Origin of the sequence: Candidatus Clostridium eludens (assembly GCF_045310515.1) — a bacterium.
Taxonomy (GTDB): Bacteria; Bacillota; Clostridia; order Clostridiales; family Clostridiaceae; genus Clostridium_B; species Clostridium_B eludens.
Genome location: NZ_JBJHZX010000010.1, coordinates 64,384 through 90,614, shown reverse-complemented (window position 1 = coordinate 90,614; position 26,231 = coordinate 64,384). Strand labels below are relative to the sequence as shown.

Here is a 26,231-nt window from a genome sequence, read left to right as displayed (position 1 = left end):
GTTAAGCATAAATTAATTATTTTTTTAAATTTAAGTGTAAAATCAAATTTGTTGATTAATAATATTGCAATCATAAATAAATATTTTTATTTATAGTTTATGCACAAGGCTGCATTTGATTATTTTTTAACAGTTTATGCTGGGCGATATTTGACATAAATTTAAGTTCCGTTTATAATGAGGTATGTCGCTCTTGCCCAGAGGAGGTATTTTTATGGTGGAAAGGTTTAAAACTTGCTTGAAGAAATATTTTCCCAATGGTCCTAAGATAGAGTCTATTATAGTTATAAGTTTAACAATGATTTTAGTAGTTTTAACTGCAGTAACATTTAGCATGAGAAAAACAGTAACTATTTCAGTAGATGGCAGTGATAGAAAAGTTACTACGTTTAGTAGTACTTATAAAAAAATTTTGGATAATAATGGAATTAGAATAGGATCAAAGGATAAGGTAAAGCCTAGTCTAGACAGTAGAGTGCAAAATAAAAGTAAATTATTAATTAGAAGAGCAATGGCAATTAAAGTAGAAGTGGATGGTAAAAAATTAAATATAGAGTCTGCCGAATATAATATTAAAGATATGTTAAAGGCAGAAAAAATTCAACTTTCAAATCTTGATAAGGTATATCCATCTGAAGATTATGCAATTAAAAAAGGATTAAAAGTAGTAGTGACTAGGGTAACAACTAAAGATGTAAAAGAGACCAAAAGTATAGACTATGATGTAGTTATAAAAAACAATAATGGAATTGAAGATGGATCTAGAAAGGTCCTACAAGAAGGGCAAAATGGCGAAAAGGAAACTATTACTAGGATAACATATGAAAATAATAAAGAAGTTTCTAGAAAAGTTATAAGTGAAACTGTAAAAAGAGAACCTGTGCAACAGGTGGTAGCAGTGGGAACATTAACTGGCGACTATACCCTTTCTAGAGGAGGTAATTTTAGTCATGCCGCATCCTTGCAGATGAGGGCAACTGCATATACTGCAGATTATGAAAGTACAGGCAAAGGACCTGGAGACCCACAATTTGGGATAACAGCCTCGGGAACTGTGGCCAGAAGAAGTAGCGGGAGTTATAGTTCGATAGCAGTTGATCCTAGAGTAATACCGCTTGGTACCAAACTTTATGTAGAAGGTTATGGATATGCTATAGCTGAGGATACAGGTGGTGCCATTAAGGGTAATAAGGTGGATTTGTTTTTCAATTCTGCTTCTGAGGCGAATAATTGGGGTGTAAAATGGGTTAATGTTTACGTGATAGATTAGGGGCGTGTGCTCCTATTTTTTCTTTTAATGAGAAAATCCAATGTAAATGGAGGAGAAACATGATTAAAGAAGTAATAGTAGTTGAAGGCAAAGATGATGTAGCTGCGGTTAAAAGGGCTGTAGATGCAGAATTGATAGCTGTAGGCGGCTTTGGAATAAATAAAAAAGTTATAAATGAAATAAAAGAGGCACAAAATAGACAAGGTGTAATAGTTATGACAGATCCAGATTTTGCAGGAGAAAAAATAAGAAAAATTATATCTAAGAGAGTTAAGGGAATAAAACATGCATACATATCTCAAGAGGATGGAATAAAAAATGGGGATATTGGTATCGAAAATGCATTACCCCAAACTATAATAAATGCTTTAAAAAATGCTAAATGTGAATTAAAAGAAGTGAGGGAAGAATTTGACATAGGGGATATGGTATTTTTTCAGCTTACAGGAAATTCAAAATCTAAGATGAAAAGAGATATGATTGGTAAAGAACTGGGTATAGGATATTGTAATGCCTCTCAATTCTTAAAGAGATTAAATAATTATGGCATAACAAAGGAAGAATTTAAAAATGCTATAGATAAAGTAAGTAATCTGATGGGTGAGGAGAGATAATATGAATGATTTATCCACTAAAGATATAGTAGAAAAGTATAATTTCAGATTTTCAAAGAGTTTGGGTCAAAATTTTTTAATAGATAATTCCGTATTACAGGATATAGTAAATGGTACAGATGTGAATGAAAATGATTTTGTTATAGAAATAGGGCCAGGGGTTGGTACATTAACAAGAGAACTTTTAAAAAAAGCAAAAAAAGTTTGTGCTATAGAACTGGATTCAGATTTAATCACCATATTAAAAGAAGAATTAAAAGATTATTCTAATTTTGAGCTATTACATAAAGACGTATTAAAAACAAATTTTGATGAAGTGATAAAAGACGAGTCAAGTGTGAAAATTGTGGCCAATCTACCTTATTATATTACTACTCCTATTATTTCAAAGCTCCTAAATAATCATTGCAATTTTAAAACTCTAACTATAATGATACAAAAAGAAGTAGGAGAAAGAATTATATCAAAGCCTGACTGTAAAGAGTATGGTGCACTTTCTTTACTTGTTCAATATTATTGTGATGCTGAAATAATTAGAAAAGTCGGTCCCCATGCCTTTATTCCAAGGCCTAAGATTGATTCTATAGTTATAAAATTAACTAAGTTAAATAAGCCTAGAATTAAAGCTAAAAGTGAAGATTTATTTTTTAAAGTGGTACGGTGTTCTTTTAATATGAGAAGAAAAACTTTATGGAATGCTTTGAAAACATTAAAATTTTCTAAAGAATATATGGAAATAGCATTTAGTAAAGCTGGAATAGATCCCAAGAGAAGAGGAGAAACCCTTTCTATAGAAGAATTTGGAACATTATCAGATTGCATATATGATTTAACATATAGATTATGACATGTTTTCTAATAGGGTATAAAACTATTTGTTCACTTTTTGAAAGTTGTCTCATATATTATAATGAAGATAATATATGGAGGTATAGAAGTTGGCACAAAAAAAGAGTTATAGTAGATACTTTATAATATTACAAGAAGATGAAAAAGGATACTCTTTAGCTTCTGACAAGATTGCTTCGGGATATGCAAAATTGGAGACAAAAAGTGATAAGTGTAAAATATCTTATTATGTACAAAATTTGAAAAAAGAAAAAACTCCTTATTATATGATGTTGATATGTAATAAAAAAGGAATAAAAAATATTATTAAAATTGGTGAAATGAACATAGATGATTATGGAAGATCAGATACATGTTATGAATATCCCGTAGATAATATAGCAGGGAGCGGCATAGCTATGGATAGAGTATCAGGGGCCGCTATAGTTAGAATGTTAGATGATAATATAATATCTGTAATGAGTGGATTTGCAAGTACTGAAATACCAGATTGGAGATCTTTTGTACTGATAGAAGATGAGTCTGAAAAGGTAAAAGATGATGTAAGAGAAAATGAAAATAAGGCCATGGAAGAAATAGAAGAAAATAAAGAAAGTAAACAAAATAAAGAAAATAAACTGAATGAAGAAAATAAACTGAATGAAGAAAATAAAGAAGATAAGGAAGATAAAGAAAAAAGTATATTTGATAAATATGAGGAGAATATAGAGAAAGCTAAAATTGATAAGGAAAGAGCTGAAATTGAAGAAAACTATGAGGAAGAAGACAAGCAGATTTTAAAAGAATTACAAGATGAAGAAAAAGAAGACGATGAACAGAAAGATAAGGAAGTTTTTATAGATAAAGAAGAACAAATATCAGAAGATACACTTGAGTCAAAAATTAGAAAAGATCTCAAAGAGGAAAATGTAACTTTAGAAGATGGAGTAGAAGAAGACAGTCCTGTATATATAGATAACTCCACAGCAAAATTCTGTAAGGAATCAGAGTCAATGAATCAGAGATGTGAAGATAGATGTATGCTTAGAGGTTATCTTAAAAGTCGAGAGGGAAGCTTTTTTAATAGACTTGTGTATGGGCTTGAAGAAGCAAAGAATGTAAGCAGTGAATTGAAAAGATGTAAATGGTATAGGGTCCCTGCAAATTCTATAGAGGATATGTATAATATGGATGATTATAATAAGTATGCCCTAGTTTACTATCCTATGATAGGATATTATCCTTATATAAAAAAGCATTTGCATTATTTAACAGGATATAAATTTGATAAGAATCACAAGGTGAAATATTTAATATATGGTATACCAGGTACCAATAATAGGAAGGAACAGCCTTATGGAGGTAAATCTGGATTTGTTACATGGATACCTATAGAGGGTAAAGACAAAATGGGGTATTGGTTGATGTTCTATGATTTTAAAGCAAATACCATAGTTATACCTGTGAGAAAGTAAAGTTATGACACCTATTATTAAATCAATAGTAATAAATAAAAGGAAACTTGGAGTTACCATAATTATAATAGGACTTATGATAGTACTTCTAGGACTTGAAAAGAATTTTGATATGAGATTGAAGTTTACGGCCCTTATGCAAAATAATATAAAATATTTAACCCAGTATGAAGGTATGGGAAATAGACTAAAGTATAAGCTGCCTTCTCAGTGGTCTTCTAAAAATCAGGATATATTCGGCAGTGAAATATTATATCATAGTGATTTTAAAAGTGAAGATAATAAAATAAACGGATTTGTTGAAGTATGGAACTTAAATGGAGATTTAAAAACATTTCTGCAAAATAGTAAAATTATATCTGAAAAACAAAATTTATATAAGAATTATTATATAAGCGATATCCAAATAAATGGAAACGATGGATATCTAATTCAATATACTATTACAAAGGCGGTTGGAGATAGTTACAAAGGTATGGAGTATTTCTTGAAAAAAGGGACTAAATTTTGTAGATTTTCTTTTTTTGTAAATGAATCAGATTTTAAGGAAAATATGCCTACTATATTTGAAACTATTGTTAAGACCTTAGAATATAAATAAAAATATATATAATTTTGTTCCCTTTCAGTTTATTATTTGGAAGGGGATTTTTTATATTTAAGTATGTTATAATAATTTATAGATTTTTTTAATATAAAAAGGAGGTAAAATGGGTACCATGTAGATAAAAATTAATTTATAGAGCAAATTTATAACATTTTTACAGTGGGTGAGGGTAATGAATAAGGTTATAAAAAAGAGAGTAAATACATTTTGCGTATTAACTATTTTAATATTAGGAATTTTGCTATGTGGATGTAACAAACTAGATCAGTTAAAAGTTAAGGCTGGATTAAAGAATTCGGACTTTGAATATATAAATCAAGGAAAAGTAAAAAGTATAACGATTCAAAGTACTAGAGATCAAGGGTTTAAATTTGTAGTTACTGATCAAAATGCTATTAAAGATTTATATGATATGTTGGCTTCTGCTAAGAAGGTATCAAAAAAATCTTCTTTAAAACCAGATTACACATTGGAAATAGAGGATAAAGATAATAAAATCCACAAATTTAGTTATATAGCAGGACTTGATAAGGATGAGTTAGGAAATTTTTATAGTGGAAATAAGATATACATAGTTTCAAAAAGAATAGATAATGATATAATAAATAGTTTTTGGAATATAAGAACGCCTCCAAGCAATTTTAAAGAAGTTTACTATGGTGCAGTAATAAATACATTGGATAAATATTTTAAAGATAAAAATGAGAAAATTGGAATAAATTTCAACGATGATATAGATGCAGCAAGATTTATATTGTCTACAGATCTAGAAGAATTTAAATCTAATCTTACTGATAAATTTAAAAATGCCAATATTGGTGATAATGATAAAGACAAGTATGATATATGGGTTACAGTAAAAACTGAGGGATATAAAACTACACTATATAAAGCCACTATTACATTTTGGGACAGAAAAAGGAAAAGCGAGAAGATTTACTATATAAAGGATATTTATGAAAATGGAAGATGGAACATTACTATATCTGAAAATAAACTAGATGGATTTTAAAATAGCTGTACAACTTTCGATTTATTATTTGTTTTCAAGTGCATTAGTATGTGAAAATAATTTTAATTTATCTATAATAAATGATGTTTTTGAGAATACTAAAAATAAACTTTCTTAGATACAGAAAGTGTGTTTCATAGTGCGTAATTATTATAGATGAAAGGGGTGAAAATCCCGTTATATATTAATTGTAAATCTGTTAGTTTATGGCGGGAGAATATTATGAACGCAGTAGTTGATAAAGATACCTGTATAAGTTGTGGACTATGTCCAGATGTATGTCCAGATGTTTTCAATATGGATGATGACGGAAAAGCAGTTGCAATTGTAGATGAAGTACCAAAAGAATCAGAGGCCTCTGCTGAAGAGGCAGCAGAAGGTTGTCCTGTTTCTGCTATTACAGTAGAATAATATAAGAAACTGTGCATAAATTTATTGCTAGTAATATTTTAGTAATAATTTATGCACAGCTTTTTTATTGTTTTTCATAAACTTGAAGATATAAATATTTATTAGAAGATATTCATGGAATATATGTTTTTAAATTTATCGTTTAGCATGGGTGGGGAATTAGGATTTATATTTACTCTATCTCCTATTTTAGAGTTTGAAGGCAAGTTATTAATACTTACATCTGTAGTAGTTCCATCTTGAAAACTTATAAGCGCATGGGTAATGTTCATGTCAATTATTTCCCCTATCATAAAATACTTCCTCCTAGAGATTAAATTTATATACTTTTTTAGTCTTATCTATATATTTAATTATTATTCTTAGAATTTTATATTCTGAGCAGTTTATAACTACATTTATTACCTATTGATTGTCTATAATAAAATATCAAGTATCATATGAGGATAATAATTAGAAGAAATGGAAGAAATATAACTTAAGGAGTTTATTAAGTTGCTATAAATCTAAATTTCAAAATTGATATTTAAATTTTTACATAGTATAATAGACAAGATATATACACAATATATAGTAGTTAGGAGGAATGGCATATGCTACATGTTGTGAAAAGAGATGGCAGAAAAGTAGAGTTTAATTCTATAAAAATAACTAATGCAATAAAAAGCGCGTCGGAGGAAATTGGATATGAACTAAAAGAGAGTGATTTTATAGATTTAACTCAGAAAGTAATAAAGCAAATAGAAGAGTTTAATGTAAAAGAAATATATGTAGAGGAAATACAAAATGTAGTTGAAAAAATTCTTCTGCAAAATGGACATAGGAATATAGGATTAGTATATTCAAATTACAGAAATGAAAGGACTAAGATAAGAGATATAAAATCAGACCTTATGAAAGTCATTGATAAGATAGGTATAGAGACAGATAGAGACAATGCAAATGTAGGGAATAATTTTAGCTCTAAATTGCTCAGAATAGCTAGCGAATCAAATAAATGGCATAATTTGGCCACCATGCCTAAATATCTAGCAAAGGCTCATGAAAATGGAGACATATATTACCATGATTTAGATAGTTATAATTTAACTATCAATTGTCTTCATATACCAACAAAAGAGATGCTTTTAAATGGATTTAATACAGGTTATGGGAATATCAGAACCCCAAAGAGAATAGAATCCGCAGCAGAACTTTCTTGTATATTATTGCAGTCATCTCAAAACGATATGTTTGGTGGACAGTCTCATCCTGATTTTGATAATGATATGGCTGTTTTTGTAGAACCTACAAGAAAGGAAATAGTTGAAAACCTTATGGAAATTGGAATAGAAGAAGATAGAATAAAAAATATTTCAGAGAAAAGATTAAGAAAAAATATAGAACAGGCTATGCAGGGAATAATTTATAATTTAAATACCATGCATTCAAGGGCAGGCTCACAGGTACCTTTTAGTTCAATAAACATAGGTATACCTCAATCTAAGGATGCTGCTTTAGTATGTGAGATATTTTTAACTGAATATGAAAAAGGACTGGGAAAAGGGGAGCAGCCTATATTTCCTAATATAATATTTAGAGTTAAAAAGGGAGTAAATAAAAATCAAAGTGATCCTTATTATTATTTGTTTAAAATTGCATGTAGGGTGGCTTCAAAGAGGATGAATCCTACTTTTATGAATTTAGATGCTGATTTCAACAAAGCTTATTATGACAAAGGTGTAATTCCTGCTACTATGGGGTGCAGAACTTATGTTTGCTCAAATGTGAATGGAGAACCAGGAACAAAGGGAAGGGGAAATATCGCGCCAGTAACCATTAATTTGCCTAGACTTGGAATTATAGCTAAGAACAATATAGATAAATTTTTTGAGTTATTAGATAACAGGCTTAATTTGGCTAAAGAATCTTTAATGCATAGATACGGTATTTTAAAAAGATTAAAAGTTAAGGATTTGCCTTTTGTAGTTGGTCAAAGTCTTATGAAAGGCTCTGAAAATTTAAAATTAGAAGATTCCATAGATCCCATATTAAAACAGGGAACCTGGGCCATAGGTTTTATTGGACTTGCAGAAACATTGGTTTCCCTCACTGGAAAGCATCATGGGCAGAGTGAAGAGTCAAGGGAACTGGGCATAAAGATAATCTCACATATTAGGGAATATACAGATAAATTTATAGAACAAACTCGTTTGAATTGGAGTTGTTATGCTACGCCTGCAGAGGGATTAAGTGGAAAGTTTATAGTGCAGGATAAAAAAATATTTGGTGAAATACCTGGAGTAACAGATAAAAATTATTATACCAATTCTTATCATATACCTGTAGGGTTTCCCATATCTATAAAAGATAAAATAGACATCGAAGCTCCATACCATAAAATTTGTAACGGGGGACATATAAGTTATATAGAAATAGATGATTATCCATCAGAGGAAATTGTTGGTGATATAATTAATTATGCCTATGATAATACAAATATATCCTATATTGGAATAAATTTTCATATAAGATATTGTAGAGAATGTGGTACTTATTTACATGGAGAAGATACGTGTCCTAATTGTGGCAGTAGTAATATACAAGGCATATCTAGGGTAACTGGATATTTATCTTTAGACGAAAGATTTGGTGAAGGAAAAATAGCAGAGCGAAGGGACAGAATATCTCAGGGTAATAACAAAGCAGTATATTTTTGATAGGAAGTGAAGAAATGAATAAAAAAGTTAGGTTAGCGGGTATTGCTTATGAGAGTCTTGTAAATGGCCCCGGAATGAGGCGAGTATTTTTTGCACAGGGATGCAGACATAATTGCAATGGGTGTTTTAATCCTTCCACCCATTGTTTTGAAGGAGGCGAATTGAAGAATATAAGTGATTTAGTTCATGATATGAAAATTAATCCTATTATAAGTGGAGTTACATTTTCAGGTGGTGATCCTTTTGAACAGGCGGAAGAGTTTGCGTATATGGCCAGTAAAATTAAAGAGCTAAATTTGAATATATGGTGTTATACAGGATATAAATTTGAGTATATATTAAGTAATGGGCATAATAAAGCATGGCAAGATTTATTAAAGAATATAGATGTTTTGGTAGATGGGAAATTTGAAGAAGATAAAAAAGAGGCTGCACTGAAATTCAGGGGTTCTAAGAATCAGAGAATTATTGATATACAGAAAAGTTTGAAGTATGGTAATACTGTGGTAGTAACTTTAAGTTGAAATATTATAAATAAATATAATATAATATTTCATAGTGAGGTGATAGTTTTGAAAAATGATTTAAAAGCTGAAGTTTATTGTTGTAATGAAATTCATAAAGAAGGCATAGAATGTGTGAGAAAAAGCATGTTAAATGAAAAAACTTTTGTGAAATTATCAGAACTTTTTAAAGTATTAGGAGATTATACAAGAATTAAAATAATATATGCTCTGTTTAAAAAAGAACTATGTGTGTGTGATATTGCAGAAGTACTTGAAATGAGCCAATCTGCTATATCACATCAACTTAGAATTTTAAAGACTTCTCGATTAGTTAAATTTAGAAGAGAAGGAAAATCCGTATATTATTCTTTGGATGACGAACACATAGATAGGTTGCTTAATGCAGGTTTAGAACATGTAGAGCACAATTAAAATTTCTAAAGGTTAGAAGGATTTTTAGAAATTTTTTAATTTTAAGAAAAAGATATAATTTATATTATTAATTAAAATCAAGTATATTGACCATATTATGACCCCTTAACTCATTCTCTATAATTAAAGTATTACTTTTGATTCTTTCTGCATTCTTCATATACCTAAGAAATTGATCCAATCCTTCCAATTCAAAGGTCAAATAGGAAGTTTTGTAATGCATAGGAATTACTATATGACTGTTAATAGCTTTAGCTAATTCAGCAGCTTCTTTGCCGTTTATAGTAAAATTACCTCCTATAGGAATTAAAAGTATATCGATATTACCCAGTTTTTTTAGTTCCTCTTCAGGTAATATATATCCTATATCTCCCAAATGGCATATCCTATAGTTATCCATCTCTATGATAAATATTATATTTTCTCCTCTTTTAGCACCACTTACCTTATCATGATAGGAAGGTATACCTGTAACATTTATTTCACATAAATTAAAAAGACCTGTCTTATTTACAATGTGGTTACATTTTATTTTTTTTGTATAACAGTGATCAAAATGACTATGGCTTATTGTAATTATGTCCACTTCTCCTTGAAAAATATTATATCCGAGACTTTCGTCAAATGGATCTGTTAAAAGTTTTCTCCCTTTTGAATCCTGTAATAAAAAGCAAGAATGAGCTATCCACTTTATTTGCATAAAAATACTTCCTTTCTTTTTTATTATAAACTTTATTGTATATTTTTGGAAAAATACAAGTGTCATAATTAGCAATAAATATAAAGATATTAAAGTTAACATTTAATATGGGTAACTTTAACTATAAAATTAATTCTTTTTATATTATAATAGTATATGTTACATGGAAAATTTTATAGATGTAAATTAAAAAATCTTATTATTCCAAATCTATGAGGGGAAGGTGATTATTTGAAAGATACAAAAGTCTATAAAATTCTATTGTTAACTTTCATATTTATATTTGTAGCTTTAATAAAAATTAATATTGTATATGCTGCAGTGTATGATGGAACAATTATAGGAAAAGATATAGAAATTAATAAGTCATGGAAGATAAAGTTTAACATGGAATTAGATGAAAGCACAGTAAATGATTCAAATATAGTAGTTATGGATAGTGATGGGAATGCTGTACCAATATCTTTACAGTTAGAGGATAACGGAACTGTTGTGGAAGTTACGCCTAAAGCCCAGTACACATACGGCAAAACCTATAATTTAATTGTAAAAAGCGGATTGAAATCTATAAGTGACAAAAATATATATAGCGAATCTAAAATGCAGTTTAATGTAAAGGATAACCCAACTTCCAATGCAAAATATACAGTTACTATTGATGCGGGTCATGGTGGAGATGATGCTGGAAACGTCAGTGCATCGGGCCTGAAGGAGAAAGATGTAGATTTATCAGTGTCATTAAAAGTAGGAAAAATATTAGAGCAAAATGGAGTAAATGTAGTTTATACTCGAAAAGATGATAATGTTTCTTGGAACAGCAGTTCAGATTTACAATCTCGTTTTAATATAGCAAATAATGCGAAATCAGATTTATTTGTTACTATACATTGTAATTCTTATACTAGCAATTCATCAGTAAATGGTATAGAAACTTATTATGCTGGGTATAGTGATGAAGCTAAGAATGTTGCCGGGAAAATTCAAAATGAAATGGTAAGTTATACTAGCCATGTAGATAGAGGTATTAAAGCAGGGGTATTACAGCATGAAATACTCAGAGGTACTTTAGCACCAGCTGTTATGGTAGAATTGGGGTTTATGACTAATTCTCAGGAGAGTACATTACTTGGAAGTGATGATTATCAAGATAAAAGTGCATCGGCTGTTGCAAATGGAATTTTGGAATCTTTAAATTCTCTAAATGAAAATAAAGATTTAACTATAGGTTCTATATCAGATTTATCTGATAATATAACTGTAGGAAATGAGTATTCCCTTCCTATTAGTGTACAAGCTACTATGAGCGATGGAAGTAGTAGAAAAGTAGGTATTATATGGAATTCAAGTACGGTAGATTCTTCTAAGGATGGCACATTTACATATAAAGGAACTGCACCAGGATATAGTAAACAAGTAACTTTTACTTTAACCATAGCTAAGGGAACATCTGGAACACCACCTTCAAGTACAGCTCCTATAATAGTTATAGATCCGGGACATGGAATGGGAAGTGATGTAGGTGCTACTGGAATAGGAGGACTCCAAGAAGATGATATTACATTGGCAGTAGGATTAAAGACGGGTAAGATACTGGAGGAACATGGAGTAAATGTAGTATATACTAGGACAACAGATATGCGTTCTACTCCAATGAGTGTTACAGAAAGTCTTCAAAAACGTTGTGACATATCAAATAACGTCAATGCTAAATATTTTGTATGTATCCATACCAATTCTTTCGATAGTTCTTCAGCATATGGTACAGAAACCTTGTATTATACAGGAAATGAAGAAGGAAAAAAATTAGCATCATACATACAAAACAGTATTGTAGAAGAAGTAGGAACTTATAATAGAGGCTTGAAGGATGGAAGTTGGCTTTACATCGCAAGAAATACAGTGGCACCAGCGGTATTGACAGAATTAGGGTTTGTAACAAATCCTGATGATGCTGCAAAATTAAGCAGTGATGAGTATAGGCAAAAATTTGCACAAGCTATAGCTGATGGAATACTGAAGGCCTTAGGCATTAATTAAGATTGAAAATTTTGTTGTAAATAAATTGACAATAAAATTTTCATATAATATAATAGAGAAAAATTAATATAGTAAACATTTTAAAAACTTTGAACAGGAAAAGTATTTAGGTCTATATCATTTACAGAGAGCGGGGGAGTGTTGAGAGTCCGTAGGAGAACTTAAGGAAAATCACCTGGGAGTTTAAGGGTTGAACGGTATTAAATTGCTTAGTAGATTCTTACGCAATTCTGCGTTAGAGGGTACATATGACAGTGTTTTAAAAAGGTTACCCATAGGTGGTATAGCGAATTTAACTTCGTCCTATTTGGATGAAGTTTTTTTATTGCAAATAATTTATTTGAATTTTGTTTATATTTCAAATGGTATATTCAAGTCATGTATAAAACAGAACAAATAGTAAAAAATTAACAATAAAGATGAAAGGGGCCAAATTTATGTATAAAAAAATTGATAATAATAGAAGTTTTGTACAGATGGAAGAAGATATTTTAAAATTATGGCAGGATAAAAAAATAGTAGAGAAGAGTTTTGAATCCAATAAAGACGGGGATTACTTTACTTTCTATGATGGACCTCCCACTGCTAATGGAAAACCTCATATAGGACACGTTTTAACCAGAGTCATAAAAGATCTTATACCTAGGTATAAAGTTATGAAAGGATATAAGGTTTTAAGAAAAGCAGGCTGGGATACCCATGGACTTCCTGTTGAACTGGAAGTTGAAAAAAGTCTTGGAATTTCAGGCAAACCTCAAATTGAAAAGTATGGAGTAGAGGATTTTATAAAAAAGTGTAAAGATAGCGTTTTTACTTATGTAAGTGAATGGAGAAAAATGTCCGATAGAATAGGTTTTTGGGTGGATATGGATGATCCATATGTAACTTATCATAATAATTACATAGAATCAGAATGGTGGGCCTTAAAACAAATATGGAATAAAGACTTTTTATATAAAGGCCACAAAGTAGTACCTTATTGTCCAAGATGCGGTACTGCACTTTCTTCCCATGAAGTTTCACAGGGCTATAAGGATGTAAAAGAGACATCTGTATATGTTAAATTTAAGCTTAAAAATGAAAATAAATACATGCTTGCATGGACTACAACGCCGTGGACGTTACCTAATAACATGGCATTGACAATAAATAAAAATTACGACTATGTGGAAGTAATGAATAATGGAGAATGTCTAATATTAGCTGAAGGGCTTCTGGAAAAATTAGAAGGAGAATATGAAATTTTAAAGAAGTTTAAAGGTGAACAACTTCTAGGGTTAGAGTATGAACAGATGTTTAATTTTACATCTTTTGATGGAAAGGCTCATTATGTTGTTCATGGTGATTATGTAACCCTAACAGATGGTACTGGAATTGTGCATACTGCACCTGCATTTGGCGAAGATGACAGTATTACATGTAAAAAACACAATATACCTATGATAAATTCTGTGACAACTCAGGGAAATTTTAAAGATGAAGTTGCTCCATGGAAAGGACTTTTTGTAAAAGATGCAGATCCTAAAATAATTGCATATTTAAAAGAAAAAGGCATATTGTATAAATCGGAGAAGTTTACTCATTCTTATCCATTTTGCTGGAGATGCGATACTCCACTCTTATATTACCCAAGAGATACCTGGTTTATAAGGATGTCTGCTATAAGGGATAAATTAATTAAAAATACTAATGATACAAATTGGTATCCTGACAATATAAGAACAGGAAGATTTGGGAAATTCATCGAAGGGGTAATAGATTGGGGACTTAGCAGAGAAAGATATTGGGGTACACCACTACCTATATGGGAATGTGAGTGTGGACATAGGGAGTGTATAGGAAGTATTGCAGAATTAAAAGAAAAAGGAATTAATGTACCAGATAATATAGAGCTTCATAAGCCTTACATAGATGAGGTTAAATTGAAGTGTGATAAATGCCAGAAAGAAATGAAAAGGGTGCCAGAAGTAATTGATTGTTGGTTTGATTCAGGGTCTATGCCTTTTGCACAACATCATTATCCATTTGAAAATAAAGAACTTTTTGAGAAAAATTTTCCGGCCCAATTTATATCCGAGGCTGTAGATCAAACCAGGGGATGGTTTTATACTCTTATGGCAATATCTACAATATTATTTGATAAGAGTTCATTTCAAAATTGTCTAGTTTTAGGACACGTATTGGATAAGCATGGCCTTAAAATGTCAAAGCATAAGGGAAATGTATTGAGTCCTAAAGTGGTTCTAGAGAATGAAGGTGCTGATGCTACAAGGTGGTATTTTTATACTGAAAGTGCACCGTGGCTTCCGTCTAGATTTTATGAAGAAGCAGTTCAAGATAGTCAGAGGAAATTCTTAGGAACACTTTGGAACGTATATTCTTTTTATGTACTCTATGCAGATTTAGATAAATTTAATCCATTAGAATATTCAGATTTTGTAAGTGAAAATGTAATGGATAAGTGGGTAATTTCAAGGCTGAATTCGCTGATAAAAACGACAGAAAAGAATTTAGATAATTATAGAATTACTCAGGCCGCTGAAAATATTGGTGATTTTGTAGATGAGCTTTCAAACTGGTATGTAAGGAGAAATAGAACTAGATTCTGGAATGAAAAGTTAACAAAAGATAAAATAGGTGCCTATGTGACTCTGTATAATGTATTAAATACATTGTGTTTAATTGCTGCACCTTTTATACCATTTATGGCAGAAGAGATTTATCAAAATCTTGTATTAAATTTAAATAAAGATGTACCAGAAAGTATACATTTATGTAAATGGCCAGAATATAATTTGGATTTAATAGACACTGATTTAGAAAGGAATATGGAAGAATGCTACAAGATAGTTAAGTTAGGAAGAAGTGCTAGAAATGCAGCCAATATAAAAAATAGGCAGCCCCTTTCAGAGATGCTTATAAGTGTGAAGACACTTCCTGAATACTATGGAGATATAATAAAAAGTGAGCTAAATATAAAAAATATAGTATTTAATGCAGATTTGTCTAAATATGTTGATTTTAGCATAAAGCCTAATTTGCCTATATTAGGAAAAAAATATGGTAAGCTTATACCTAAAATAAAACAAAAGATAGCTTCTATGGATCAGATGGATCTCGCTGGAAAAATAAATAATAATGAAGTGGTAAAGGTACAAATAGATGAAGTAGAAATAGAATTAAATTCACAAAATTTACTTATTACTATGGATGGGTTAGAAGGATTTGCCTTTGCCGGAGAAGGCAGCACAGGTATAGTTTTAGAAACCACAATTACAGAAGAGCTTAGAGAAGAAGGAAATTTAAGAGAAATTTTAAGTAAAATACAAAACATGAGAAAAGAAAGTGGATTTGAAGTTGCTGATAAAATAAAGCTTTATGTTTCAAATAATGAAAAGCTTGAAGAAGTAGTAAGAAAATTTGAAGGGCAAATTAAGAAAGAGACCCTTGCTGTAGAAGTTATTTATAATGAAAACAGAGAATATAGTAGTTATAATATTAATGGAGAAAAATTTAATATTTCAGTAGAAGTATTAAAATAATAAATTAGCTTGTAATATAGTAGTTTTGTAAGTATAATTATAAAAAACAAATGGATCGGTAGGTGATAAAATGGCCACATCAATTAAAGACGTTGCTAAGGAGGCAGGAGTTTCTATAGCTACAGTTTCTAGGGTACTCAATGACGTAGATGTTGTGAATGAGGAAACTAAGAAGAAAGTTTTAGCAGCTATCAATAAACTAGGATATAGACCTAATATAGTAGCAAGAAGTCTTAAAACTCAAAAAACAAGAACTATAGGAATAATAATTCCTGATATATCCAATCAATTTTATCCTGAAATTGTAAGAGGAGCTGAGGACGTAGCAAATATATATGATTATAATATAATGCTGTGTAATACTGATTTAGATATAGAAAAAGAAATGGAATATTTAAAAGTTCTAAAAGAAAAAATGGCAGATGGAGTTCTATATATGAGTAATTCACTGGAATCAGATATGCTAAACCTTATAAAACAGCTTCAAATTCCAATGGTATTGGTAGAGACTGCAAATGACAAAGAAAATATTCCAAGTGTAACTATTGATAATGAAAAAGCAGCATATGACGGGGTAACTTATTTAATAAATAAGGGAAATAAAAAAATAGCGTATATAGGTGCTAGTGAAGATATAGCTAATGCAAGTGCTGTAAGGTATAGAGGATACAAAAAAGCCCTTGAGGAAAATGGCTTGGAGGTTAACAAGAATAGAACTTATTTTAGCAACTTAAAAGCAAAAGACGGGTATGAGGGTGTGAATAAAATATTAGATAAAACAGAAGTAGACTCAATATTTTGCAGCAGCGATGAGATTGCAATGGGGGCTATAAATGCACTTAGGGATAGGGGAATCAAGGTCCCTGAAGATGTAGATGTAATAGGCTTTGAAAATATATATTCAGCATCTATATTTTACCCTAAGTTAACTACTGTAGCTCAACCTATCTATGACATGGGTTCTGTGGGGATGAGAATGCTTATAAAATTAATCAATAATCAAAAAATGGAGAATACAAACTATGTATTGCCTCATCAATTAATTGAAAGAGATTCCTGCAAAAAATAGGATATGGCTGGTTTTAGTAAATATGTTCTTAACACTGTTTATAGAAAATTAATACAAAAATTCCGGGGTATAATATATAATAAAGTATAAACAAGATACATATTTTTCGTAGGAAAGGAACGTATGATGGTAGAAAGAATAATTGATGTAGTCATTTTTATCCTGGACAAAACAGGTTATGTAGGTACGTTTGTAGCTATGGCCTTAGAAAGTGCCTGCATACCTATTCCTAGTGAAGCCATATTGCCTTTTGGAGGATATTTAAGCTTTACAGGAAGATTGAATTTAATCCTTGTTATAATATTTGGTACATTAGGAGGAACAGCGGGTTCTCTAGGGGCTTATTACATTGGGAAAATAGGTGGAAGGCCCTTAGTTGAGAAGTATGCGGATAAGCTTAGATTATCAAAGGCTCATATTGAAAAAAGTGACTATTACTTTAACAAATATGGAGAAAAAATAGTATTTTATTCTAGGCTTTTACCTATAATTAGAACGTTTATTTCGCTTCCTGCAGGTATAAGTAAAATGGACGTTAAAAAATTTACCATATATACTTTATTGGGATCTGCTGTATGGAGTGTACTTTTGGGGTATACTGGTTATAAAATGGGAGAAAATTGGACTATTATACGTGAATGGTTTCATTTTGCGGATATAGCCTTAGTAATCTTAATAGTTGTATTTATTCTTTATAAATTGATAATAAAGAAAGTGCAGACAGAAAATTCATAGATATAGTTTTAATTATAAAAGAGTTCAAAATAATTATTTTGAACTCTTTTTATATTTTGAATATTATGGGAAAAAATATTGTCGCAGATATTTGAATTTTGTTTAACGAAATTTTTGAACTTTTTATTATTTCATGGTATAATTTAACATAAAAGTAAATATAATTATTGTTTACCATTATAGGAGGGGGAATTATGAATTATAGGGATAAGGTAAAAAGGATATTTTATTATTTGCTGAACTTAAAAGAACTGAACCAAAAATATGTAAAAAATATTTATGATTGTGATAGGTTATACTGGGAAGATGAATTTTCTAATATATCTAATAGTGAGTCGTGGGTTGAAGTAAACAAAAATAATAGCAAACTTTATAAAGAATTCTTTAATTTGTATCAAGAGAATGAGAAAAACGGGGAGAATTTTGAGATAGTTTTTGGACATGGATTAATAGTATGGAAGGTAGAAAATGAAAAAATTGTATATCCAGTTCTAAGCACTAGAATGAAAATAGAATTTAACAAGATAAAGGAAACATTTGTGTTGATTCCTTCTGCTAAAACTACTCTGGAGACTTTTTTATTTGAAGATTTAAAACAGTGTAATATATCTAACATTTTCGACTTAGAAGATAAAGTAAATGAATCCAATTTGGATCCTAGAAATATAGAGGAAGCTGAAAATGTGTTTTTAAATCTGCTTTCTAATATAGATGAGCAGGGAACATTTAATAAGGGTAAATTTTCAAGAAAAAAAATTAATTTTGAGGAGTTTCCGGTTATCTATGATACTTCTGTTATTTTAGCAAGAAAGAACAATATGAAATTGTGGGAAATTGAAATTAATAACATAATTAAACAAATAGACAGTGGATATAAAATACCTGAAACTATCAAAGCTCTGGTAGATGAAAAGGATATAAGTTATAGCGAAGAAGATGTAAATGAATGGAAAAATATAGGACAAGATTTGCTTTTCCCATTACCTGCAAATTCAGATCAAAAGGAGATAATAAAGCGTATATCTGAAAATTACGGAGTAGTTGTACAAGGACCTCCGGGTACAGGCAAAAGTCATACTATAGTAAATTTGATATGTCATCTTCTTGCTTATGGAAAAAGAATATTGGTGACAAGCCAGACTAGTAGAGCACTTAAAGTATTGACAGAAAAAATACCTGAGGAAATAAGGCCATTGTGCATTAGTGTTTTGGGGAATGACGCTAATTCCTTAAATGAACTTAATGAATCTGTAAGAAAAATAACGGATAACTTATCTGAGGATCCTGAAGTAATGTACGAAGATATCAAAATATTGGAGAGAAGATTGAATTATTGTAGAAAAAATCAACAGGCTTTATATGAAAAATTTAAGCAGGTAGAGAAATTGGAAAATTATAGCATAGATTATGAGGGAAAAAATTATAATACTATGTATATGGCAAAGTGGGTGAAAGATAATAGGGATAAGTATAATTGGATAGATGACAAAGTAGAGATTAATGAAGTTATGCCTGTTTCAGAAAAGGAATTTGATTTACTCATTTATCTACTAGGAGAATTAGACAAATCTGAAAAGTGTCACTTTGATAGTATAAAAAATATAGTGACTAGGCTGCCTGATGAAGAGGAATTCTGTAGTAAAATACAAGAATATAAGAAATTAGGTATGGAATATGAAAAATGCATTAAAACAGTAGAGGGATGGCATATACCTTATAATGATAGATGTGATTATGGAAAGTTGTTAAAATTAATTGAAGAATGTAAAAGTAAAATTTCATATCTTGAAGAAGGTATGTGGGGAAATATAATGCATAATTATTATAATAGTAATATAACAAAACAAACACTTAAAGATTTACTGTATAAAAGTAATAACTATATATTAATGCTTAGTAGAATTAGAAATCAACTTAGAAATCATAAAATAGAACTTCCTAGTGATATCAACATGGACAAGTTCATAGAAAAATTTAATATTCTATACAGTGCTTTGAACGAAAATAAAAAAATAAGTAAACTATTTATCATGCTTCATCCAGAATATAACTATATATTAGAAAATTGTAAAGTAGATGGCAAACCTTTAAAAAGTATGAGTCAAGCAATGGCAGTTAAACTCTATACACAGCAAGAACAAATATTTAAAGAATTAAGGACTATTTGGAATAACACAATAAAAGATTATGGGGGAAAGATAATAAGTTCTAGTTTAAAGGAAGCCGAGCTGATTTCTGTTGAAAAAAATTTAGATAATTTGAGTGAAATTGTAAATTGGGATACAAAATATAAAAAACCTATTATAGAAGGCCTGGGGAGAATATCAATTCCACAATATATTAACTGGCACAAAAAGGAAACTTACGATTATTTAATTAAATGTGTAAAAGCTATAGGAAATATAAATAAATACAATCAAGCCAAAGCATATATAGAGGTATTTAAGAAAACAATAAATACTTCAAATAAATTAAAAGAACTTTATGATGCTATAGAAGACTTAGATACAGATAAGATTAGAGAAACCTTAAGTAGATTAAAGGAAATGAGTACTATAAAAAATAAGTCTGCAAAAATAGATGAATTAATAGGCAAAATAAATAAAGTATGCCCAGATACTGCTAGAAAAATAATAGATAATTGGAGTTGTGCGTCAGAGAAATTTAACAATTGGGGACAAGCATGGAGATGGGCTCAATGGAACAGCTTTTTAAATAATATATATAGCTTAAATTCGGAAATACTAGAAGAGAGCATAGAGCAGCAGAAGAACAAAGAAAAGTCAATCATAAAAGATATAGTTTCGAAAAAGACCTGGTATAATGAAATACGTCGGACTACTGAAAATCAAAAAAGAAGTTTATTTTCATGGCTTCAGGCAGTGAAAAGAATTGGCAAGGGTCGTGGTAAAATGGTGCCGGAGTATAGGAAAATAGCGCAAAATGAAATGGAGAAATGTAAAGAAGTTATTCCTGTATGGATTATGCCTTTAAATAGAATTATTGAAAATGTAAAGTTGTCTAAAGATATGTTTGATGTAATAATATTTGATGAGAGTAGTCAAAGTGATATATTTTCATTATGTGCACTTATGAGAGCTAAGAGGGCAGTCATAGTAGGAGATGATAAGCAGATAAGTCCGGAAACTGTTGGAATTGACCAAAGTGTTATATATAATTTAATAGATAAATATCTAAAAGGTATACCCCAACGGGAATGGTTTGATTTGCAAACAAGTTTATATGATACTTCACTCAGAGTATTTCCAAGTAGGTTAATGTTAAAAGAACATTTTAGGTGTATTCCTGAAATAATAAATTTTAGTAATGACTTAAGTTATTCAGGAGAAATATTACCACTAAGGTATCCTAAAATACATGAGAAATTTTATCCTCCGATAAATACAATCAGAGTTAAGGAAGGAGCTAGGGACCCTATTAAACCTATTAATGTAAAAGAAGCAGAATGTTTAGTAGATAAAGTTGTATCCTGTTGTAAAGATGCAAGATACTCTAATATGTCCATGGGAGTTATATCATTATTAGGAGAGGCTCAAGGGCACCTAATAGAAAGTATGCTGAGAGAAAAGATTGGTGTGGAAGAAATGATAAGAAGAAAGCTCATATGTGGAGATGCCTATTCTTTTCAAGGGGATGAAAGAGATATAATGTTTTTATCCATGGTAATTTCAAATGATGTAAAATTTGCCCCTCTTATGAGAGAAAATGATATTAGGAGATTTAATGTGGCATCTAGCAGAGCGAAAAATCAAATGTGGCTATTCTATTCTATAGAATTAGAAGATTTAAATGTAGACTGTGCACGTTATTATCTTTTAAACTATTGCTTAAATTATGATAAATATTATATGAACAACAAGAATATAGAATATATATTCCAATCCAAGCTACAAAAAGATGTTTATAATATTATAAAAAATAAAGGATATAATGTTATACCAGAAGTAAAAATAGGTAGATACAAAATAGATTTTATAGTAGAAGGAGTTAGAAATAGAGTAGCTATTATATGTGATGGAGATGTTTCTTCGGAAAAGTATAATTGGGAAGAAACCATAGAAAGGCAGTTGGATTTACAAAGGGTAGGATGGATATTTTATAGAATAAGAGGAAGTGAATTTTATTACAATCCAGAAAAAGTTATGAATAAATTATGGGAAAAGTTAAGTAATATAGGAATGGAGCAGTATAAGGTGGAAGAAATTGATGCTAAGAATCTTAAGGCCGTATAAACTTTATTATAAAATGTATGATTTTGTACAATGCTTTCAAAAGCTAAATTTGATAATTATTAAATAAAAGGTGTTTCAAAGATATTTGGAGCACTTTTTATATTGAAATATTTTTAAAATTTAATTAGCATATTACACACTTATAACAATCTATACATATTATAAAGCATAGCAAGCATTATTTGGAGTGAAATCATTGTTATATGCGCTAATTCTTGCAGGTGGTAAAGGAACGAGATTATTTCCATTATCAAGGGCCAAAAATCCAAAACAATTTTTAAAAATAATAAATAATAAAAGTTTTTTAAGGAATACCGTAGATAGAATTAAGCCTTTAGTTAATGAAAAAAATATATATGTAGTTACTAATGAAGAGTATATAGATAAAGTTCAAGAAGAACTTCCAGATATAAGTGTGGAAAATATATTTGCAGAACCAGAAAATAAAGAAACTGCTACATGTATAGGATTTTCCGCAGTAAAATTATTAAAAAAAGATCCATCTGCTACTATGATAATTTTACCATCAGATCATTATATAGAGAATGAGAAATTATTTATAGATACTATTTTTCAAGCAGTAGAAATTGCTGAGAGAAAAAAAGGACTTGTAACTATGGGAGTTAAACCTTCCAGACCTGAAACAGGTTATGGTTATATAAATATGGGAGAAAGAGTAAGTGCCAGAATTGCCACTTTTAGAGTAGAGAGGTTCTTGGAAAAACCTAATGTAGAAGTTGCCAAGGATTTAATACTTAAAGGTACTTATTTATGGAATAGTGGTATATTTGTATGGAGAGCAGATGTATTTTTGAGGGAAATGCAAAAATATCTCCCTAAAATGTATAAGTGTATGCTTTCAATATATAAAAATTTGGATACAGAACAAGAAGAAGAAGTAATAAAAGAACAATATGGCTTTATAGATGGAATATCTGTAGATTTTGGAGTAATGCAAAAAACTAGGAAAGCTTATGTAATTGAGAGTGAGTTCTTATGGGATGATATAGGAACTTTTAATGCTTTAGGAAGATTTCTCAAAGATCTTAATGGTAATAATGTAAAGGGCAATGCAGTATTCGAATCCAGTGAGAGTTGTACTGTATATGGAGATGATAAGCTTATTATAGTATTTGGAGTAAAAGATTTAATAGTAGTAGACTGCAAAGATGTGCTATTAATTATGGATAAAAATAAGGATCAAGAAATAAAGTATTTAGTTAATGTTTTAAAGAATAAAAATAGTTTAAAAAAATATTTATAATACAAATAAAGTTGGGATTTATAAATCCTAACTTTATTATATTATAAGGACATTTTTTTAATTAAATTCAATTTGTTTTCTCTACTCATTTTTTTTATAGCGTATTCTCTGCACATAGCTTCTTTCTTGGAATTGTATTTTTCATAATATACTAGTTGTACAGGAAGCCTACCCATGGTATATTTGGCTCCCTTTTTATTGCTATGTGCTTGTATCCTTTTTTGCAAATTGTTAGTATAACCAGTGTATAATGTTTCGTCTTTACATCTTAATATATAAACGTAATTCATATTTATATCTACTTTCATAAATTTATTTGACAGATACGTAAGAATTATCTTCTATATAAAATCTCCAGGGATAATTTGCCGCATCTCCTGCATAATTTATACCCACCCTTTTTGAATTTTTTATATTAAAGTCTTTGAAATCATCGTCTTCAACATACAAATTACTACTGCAAAGATCTTTTTTGTTTTGATTTTTATCTATAAGTAATGCCTGACATAGTTTACCAGGACCATTGGTCAAATTTTTTACTTCAATTTTACTTAAACAAGTAAATTCTTTTTTATATCTATTAATGGACATTTCATCTAAACACTGAAGGGGTTCTAAAGCTCTTACAAGTACAGCCTCTGGTATATCTATATCTTCAGTTACAATATTAAAGCAATAATACATACCATATATCATATATACATATGAAAATCCACAGCAGCCATACATTATCTCTGTCCGCTTTGTTCTTCTGTTTCCATAGGAATGGGCAGCTTTATCTTTAATTCCTTTATAAGCTTCTGTTTCAACTATTCTTCCAGATATTTTTTTACCATTCACTTCATGAACTAATATTTTGCCTAAAAGGTTTTTAGCAATTAATAAAGTATCCTTACTGTAAAAGTTTCGCTGTATTTTTTTCAACAATAACACAATCCTTTTAATACTTGAATTTATTTAAGTTTAATACTAAATATATAATAATTATATATAAATAATATATTTTGTCAAACTCAGTTATAGTTAAGTGTTTTATAAATAATGATTAGGTATAAACCAGTATATAAGTCATATGAAATATATTTGTAATTATGGTAAAATTGTAATTAATCAATAATACGGTAAATGGAAAACTAGCAAAGGAATTTTATAATAAAAAGTATAAATATATTAATTTTACAGAATAAAAATCAATATATTGAATATATATCAAATAATGGGAAAATACTAGATTGGAGTAGTCTTACAAAATAAAAAAATATAAACATAATCAATATGAAATTTAGATGTATTATTGATTGTTATGTGTATGTTAAAGAAAAATATATTATTTTTTATTGGGAGGAATAGCATATGAAGACGAGTGGAATTTTAGAAAAAACGGCTAAAGATGCGTTGGTTAAAGCTGGTTTAGAATTGCTGAATAGAAACCCAGAAGAAAATATTGACAGACTATTTGCACTTATTAAAAAAACAATAAGGAGAGATAAGGAGAACTTAACTAAAATTGAGGCAGTCCAGGAGTTATACGAAACAAACCCATCAATCCACCAACTTATTACAGGCATTATTAAAGATTCGAATAAAAAATGTATAAATAAGTTTTTTACAAATTTTTTGGGAAATGCAGTTTGGTATGGAATGCCGAAGAGGGCAAAATTTTTTAGTGAAACTGGTATAAAAACACCTTTTACAATCCTTATGAGTCCCTCCATGAGGTGTAACTTAAGTTGTAGGGGATGTTATGCTTCTAGTTATAGTAAAGAGGATGATATTCCAGAGAAAGAGGTAGATAGAATCATTAAAGAGGCTAGAACCCTTGGGATTTATTTTTTTGTAATTCTCGGAGGAGAGCCTTTCATAAATGATTATATGCTAAATATATATAAAAAATATAATGATTGTATGTTTGTACCTTTTTCTAATGGTACACTTTTTGATGAAAAATTGGCGGATAGGATAAAGGAACTTGGAAATATTCTTCCTATGTTTTCTGTTGAAGGATTTGAAGAAGAAACAGATATAAGAAGAGGCAAGGGTGTATTTAAAGATGTTATGAGTGCTATGGAACTTTTAAAGGAACGAGGAGTTTTATTTGGGGTATCTACTGCGGTTAGCAGGTATAATGTAGATACAGTCATATCAGATGAATTTATAGACATGCTTGTAGGTAAAGGAGCAAAAATGGGATGGTACTTTATATTTATGCCTGTAGGTAAGAAGCCTGATGTGAATTTAATGCTTACGCCCAAACAGAGAATACGATTAGGAGAGAGAGTAAGGGAAATAAGGAGTTCAAAACCGTACTTTGCCATAGACTTTTTTAATGATGCACCGTATGTTGGAGGATGTATTGCAGGAAAATATTATTGTCATATAAATTCTAAGGAAGATGTAGAACCTTGCATATTTGCTCATTTCGCAGCAGATAACTTAAAAGAAAAAAAGCTTGTAGATGTATTTAACTCTGATTTTTTTAAAGAGCTTAGGCATAGACAACCATATAACTCTAATTTATTATTGCCTTGTATGATGATTGATAATACGTATGAAATTAGAGATATTGCAAAAAAAACAGGTGTAAGCCCCACAGATGAAGGGGCTAAGATGATGCTTGAAGATTTGGAATTTCAAAGCAAGCTTGATGAAATATCAAAGGAATTTAAATCTTATGCAGAAGAAGCATGGAAAGAGGATTTTAAAGGTCATGGTAATTATAAAATGTCTAAGGGTTAAATTTTATATTTAGGCTGATTTTCTAGATAATATATTGAAAC

21 protein-coding genes and 1 other annotated feature are annotated in these 26,231 nt (G+C 29.7%); of the genes, 17 read left to right on the top strand and 4 right to left on the bottom strand.

What is annotated here, in order from left to right:
• The first annotated feature begins 214 nt into the window (after positions 1-214).
• From ACJDU8_RS08545 to ACJDU8_RS08515, 7 genes are all read left to right on the top strand, one after another.
• The gene (locus ACJDU8_RS08545; protein WP_406791727.1) at positions 215-1,270 is read left to right on the top strand and encodes a 3D domain-containing protein; all 1,056 of its coding nucleotides are present in this window, start codon (positions 215-217) and stop codon (positions 1,268-1,270) included.
• Positions 1,271-1,329: 59 nt separating this feature from the next.
• A complete protein-coding gene (gene rnmV, locus ACJDU8_RS08540) occupies positions 1,330-1,884 on the top strand; it encodes a ribonuclease M5 (RefSeq protein ID WP_406791726.1) in 555 nt (184 codons plus the stop codon).
• Between the two features lies 1 nt (position 1,885).
• Complete coding sequence (gene rsmA, locus ACJDU8_RS08535; protein ID WP_406791725.1) at positions 1,886-2,731, top strand: 16S rRNA (adenine(1518)-N(6)/adenine(1519)-N(6))-dimethyltransferase RsmA; 846 nt, start codon at positions 1,886-1,888, stop codon at positions 2,729-2,731.
• A 91-nt stretch (positions 2,732-2,822) separates the two neighbouring features.
• A complete protein-coding gene (locus ACJDU8_RS08530) occupies positions 2,823-4,187 on the top strand; it encodes a DUF7922 domain-containing protein (protein WP_406791724.1) in 1,365 nt (454 codons plus the stop codon).
• Positions 4,188-4,191: 4 nt separating this feature from the next.
• Positions 4,192-4,788 carry a hypothetical protein gene (locus ACJDU8_RS08525; RefSeq protein WP_406791723.1) on the top strand — a complete coding sequence of 199 codons (597 nt, stop codon included), beginning with the start codon at positions 4,192-4,194 and terminating at the stop codon, positions 4,786-4,788.
• Positions 4,789-4,966: 178 nt separating this feature from the next.
• The gene (locus tag ACJDU8_RS08520) at positions 4,967-5,806 is read left to right on the top strand and encodes a YhfM domain-containing protein (protein WP_406791722.1); all 840 of its coding nucleotides are present in this window, start codon (positions 4,967-4,969) and stop codon (positions 5,804-5,806) included.
• A 222-nt stretch (positions 5,807-6,028) separates the two neighbouring features.
• A complete protein-coding gene (locus ACJDU8_RS08515) occupies positions 6,029-6,217 on the top strand; it encodes a ferredoxin (RefSeq protein WP_406791721.1) in 189 nt (62 codons plus the stop codon).
• Between the two features lie 101 nt (positions 6,218-6,318).
• Here ACJDU8_RS08515 and ACJDU8_RS08510 read toward each other — a convergent pair whose 3' ends face one another.
• Entirely contained in the window at positions 6,319-6,510 is a 192-nt protein-coding gene (locus ACJDU8_RS08510) for a hypothetical protein (RefSeq protein WP_406791720.1), read from the bottom strand.
• A gap of 300 nt (positions 6,511-6,810) precedes the next feature.
• Between ACJDU8_RS08510 and ACJDU8_RS08505 the strand changes: the two genes are divergently transcribed.
• The 3 genes from ACJDU8_RS08505 to ACJDU8_RS08495 are packed head-to-tail and all read left to right on the top strand — an operon-like array spanning position 6,811 to position 9,854.
• Complete coding sequence (locus tag ACJDU8_RS08505; protein WP_406791719.1) at positions 6,811-8,916, top strand: anaerobic ribonucleoside triphosphate reductase; 2,106 nt, start codon at positions 6,811-6,813, stop codon at positions 8,914-8,916.
• A 14-nt stretch (positions 8,917-8,930) separates the two neighbouring features.
• Complete coding sequence (gene nrdG / locus ACJDU8_RS08500) at positions 8,931-9,440, top strand: anaerobic ribonucleoside-triphosphate reductase activating protein (protein ID WP_406791718.1); 510 nt, start codon at positions 8,931-8,933, stop codon at positions 9,438-9,440.
• Positions 9,441-9,488: 48 nt separating this feature from the next.
• Entirely contained in the window at positions 9,489-9,854 is a 366-nt protein-coding gene (locus ACJDU8_RS08495; protein WP_406791717.1) for an ArsR/SmtB family transcription factor, read from the top strand.
• 67 nt (positions 9,855-9,921) lie between these two features.
• Here the strand turns inward: ACJDU8_RS08495 and ACJDU8_RS08490 are convergent, their stop codons facing one another.
• Positions 9,922-10,554, bottom strand: a complete 633-nt coding sequence (locus ACJDU8_RS08490; protein WP_406791716.1) for an MBL fold metallo-hydrolase — start codon at positions 10,552-10,554, stop codon at positions 9,922-9,924.
• A gap of 231 nt (positions 10,555-10,785) precedes the next feature.
• On the opposite strand from ACJDU8_RS08490, the gene ACJDU8_RS08485 reads away from it, so the two are divergent.
• From ACJDU8_RS08485 to ACJDU8_RS08460, 6 genes are all read left to right on the top strand, one after another.
• On the top strand, positions 10,786-12,591 hold the full coding sequence (locus ACJDU8_RS08485; protein WP_406791715.1) for an N-acetylmuramoyl-L-alanine amidase: 1,806 nt from the start codon (positions 10,786-10,788) through the stop codon (positions 12,589-12,591).
• Between the two features lie 80 nt (positions 12,592-12,671).
• Positions 12,672-12,900, top strand: a binding site (T-box leader).
• Between the two features lie 128 nt (positions 12,901-13,028).
• Positions 13,029-16,133 (top strand): isoleucine--tRNA ligase, encoded by a 3,105-nt coding sequence (gene ileS, locus ACJDU8_RS08480; RefSeq protein WP_406791714.1) that lies wholly within the window; start codon positions 13,029-13,031, stop codon positions 16,131-16,133.
• A gap of 70 nt (positions 16,134-16,203) precedes the next feature.
• Positions 16,204-17,202, top strand: coding sequence for a LacI family DNA-binding transcriptional regulator (locus ACJDU8_RS08475; RefSeq protein ID WP_406791713.1), 999 nt, complete (start codon positions 16,204-16,206; stop codon positions 17,200-17,202).
• 126 nt (positions 17,203-17,328) lie between these two features.
• Positions 17,329-17,937, top strand: coding sequence for a DedA family protein (locus ACJDU8_RS08470; protein ID WP_406791764.1), 609 nt, complete (start codon positions 17,329-17,331; stop codon positions 17,935-17,937).
• Positions 17,938-18,131: 194 nt separating this feature from the next.
• Complete coding sequence (locus ACJDU8_RS08465) at positions 18,132-22,190, top strand: AAA domain-containing protein (RefSeq protein ID WP_406791712.1); 4,059 nt, start codon at positions 18,132-18,134, stop codon at positions 22,188-22,190.
• A 196-nt stretch (positions 22,191-22,386) separates the two neighbouring features.
• A complete protein-coding gene (locus ACJDU8_RS08460) occupies positions 22,387-23,454 on the top strand; it encodes a mannose-1-phosphate guanylyltransferase (RefSeq protein WP_406791711.1) in 1,068 nt (355 codons plus the stop codon).
• 41 nt (positions 23,455-23,495) lie between these two features.
• Here the strand turns inward: ACJDU8_RS08460 and ACJDU8_RS08455 are convergent, their stop codons facing one another.
• A complete protein-coding gene (locus ACJDU8_RS08455; protein WP_406791710.1) occupies positions 23,496-23,744 on the bottom strand; it encodes a GIY-YIG nuclease family protein in 249 nt (82 codons plus the stop codon).
• 22 nt (positions 23,745-23,766) lie between these two features.
• On the bottom strand, positions 23,767-24,378 hold the full coding sequence (locus ACJDU8_RS08450) for a DNA-3-methyladenine glycosylase (protein WP_406791763.1): 612 nt from the start codon (positions 24,376-24,378) through the stop codon (positions 23,767-23,769).
• 429 nt (positions 24,379-24,807) lie between these two features.
• Between ACJDU8_RS08450 and ACJDU8_RS08445 the strand changes: the two genes are divergently transcribed.
• Positions 24,808-26,190, top strand: coding sequence for a radical SAM/SPASM domain-containing protein (locus ACJDU8_RS08445; RefSeq protein WP_406791709.1), 1,383 nt, complete (start codon positions 24,808-24,810; stop codon positions 26,188-26,190).
• The last annotated feature ends 41 nt before the right edge of the window (positions 26,191-26,231 follow it).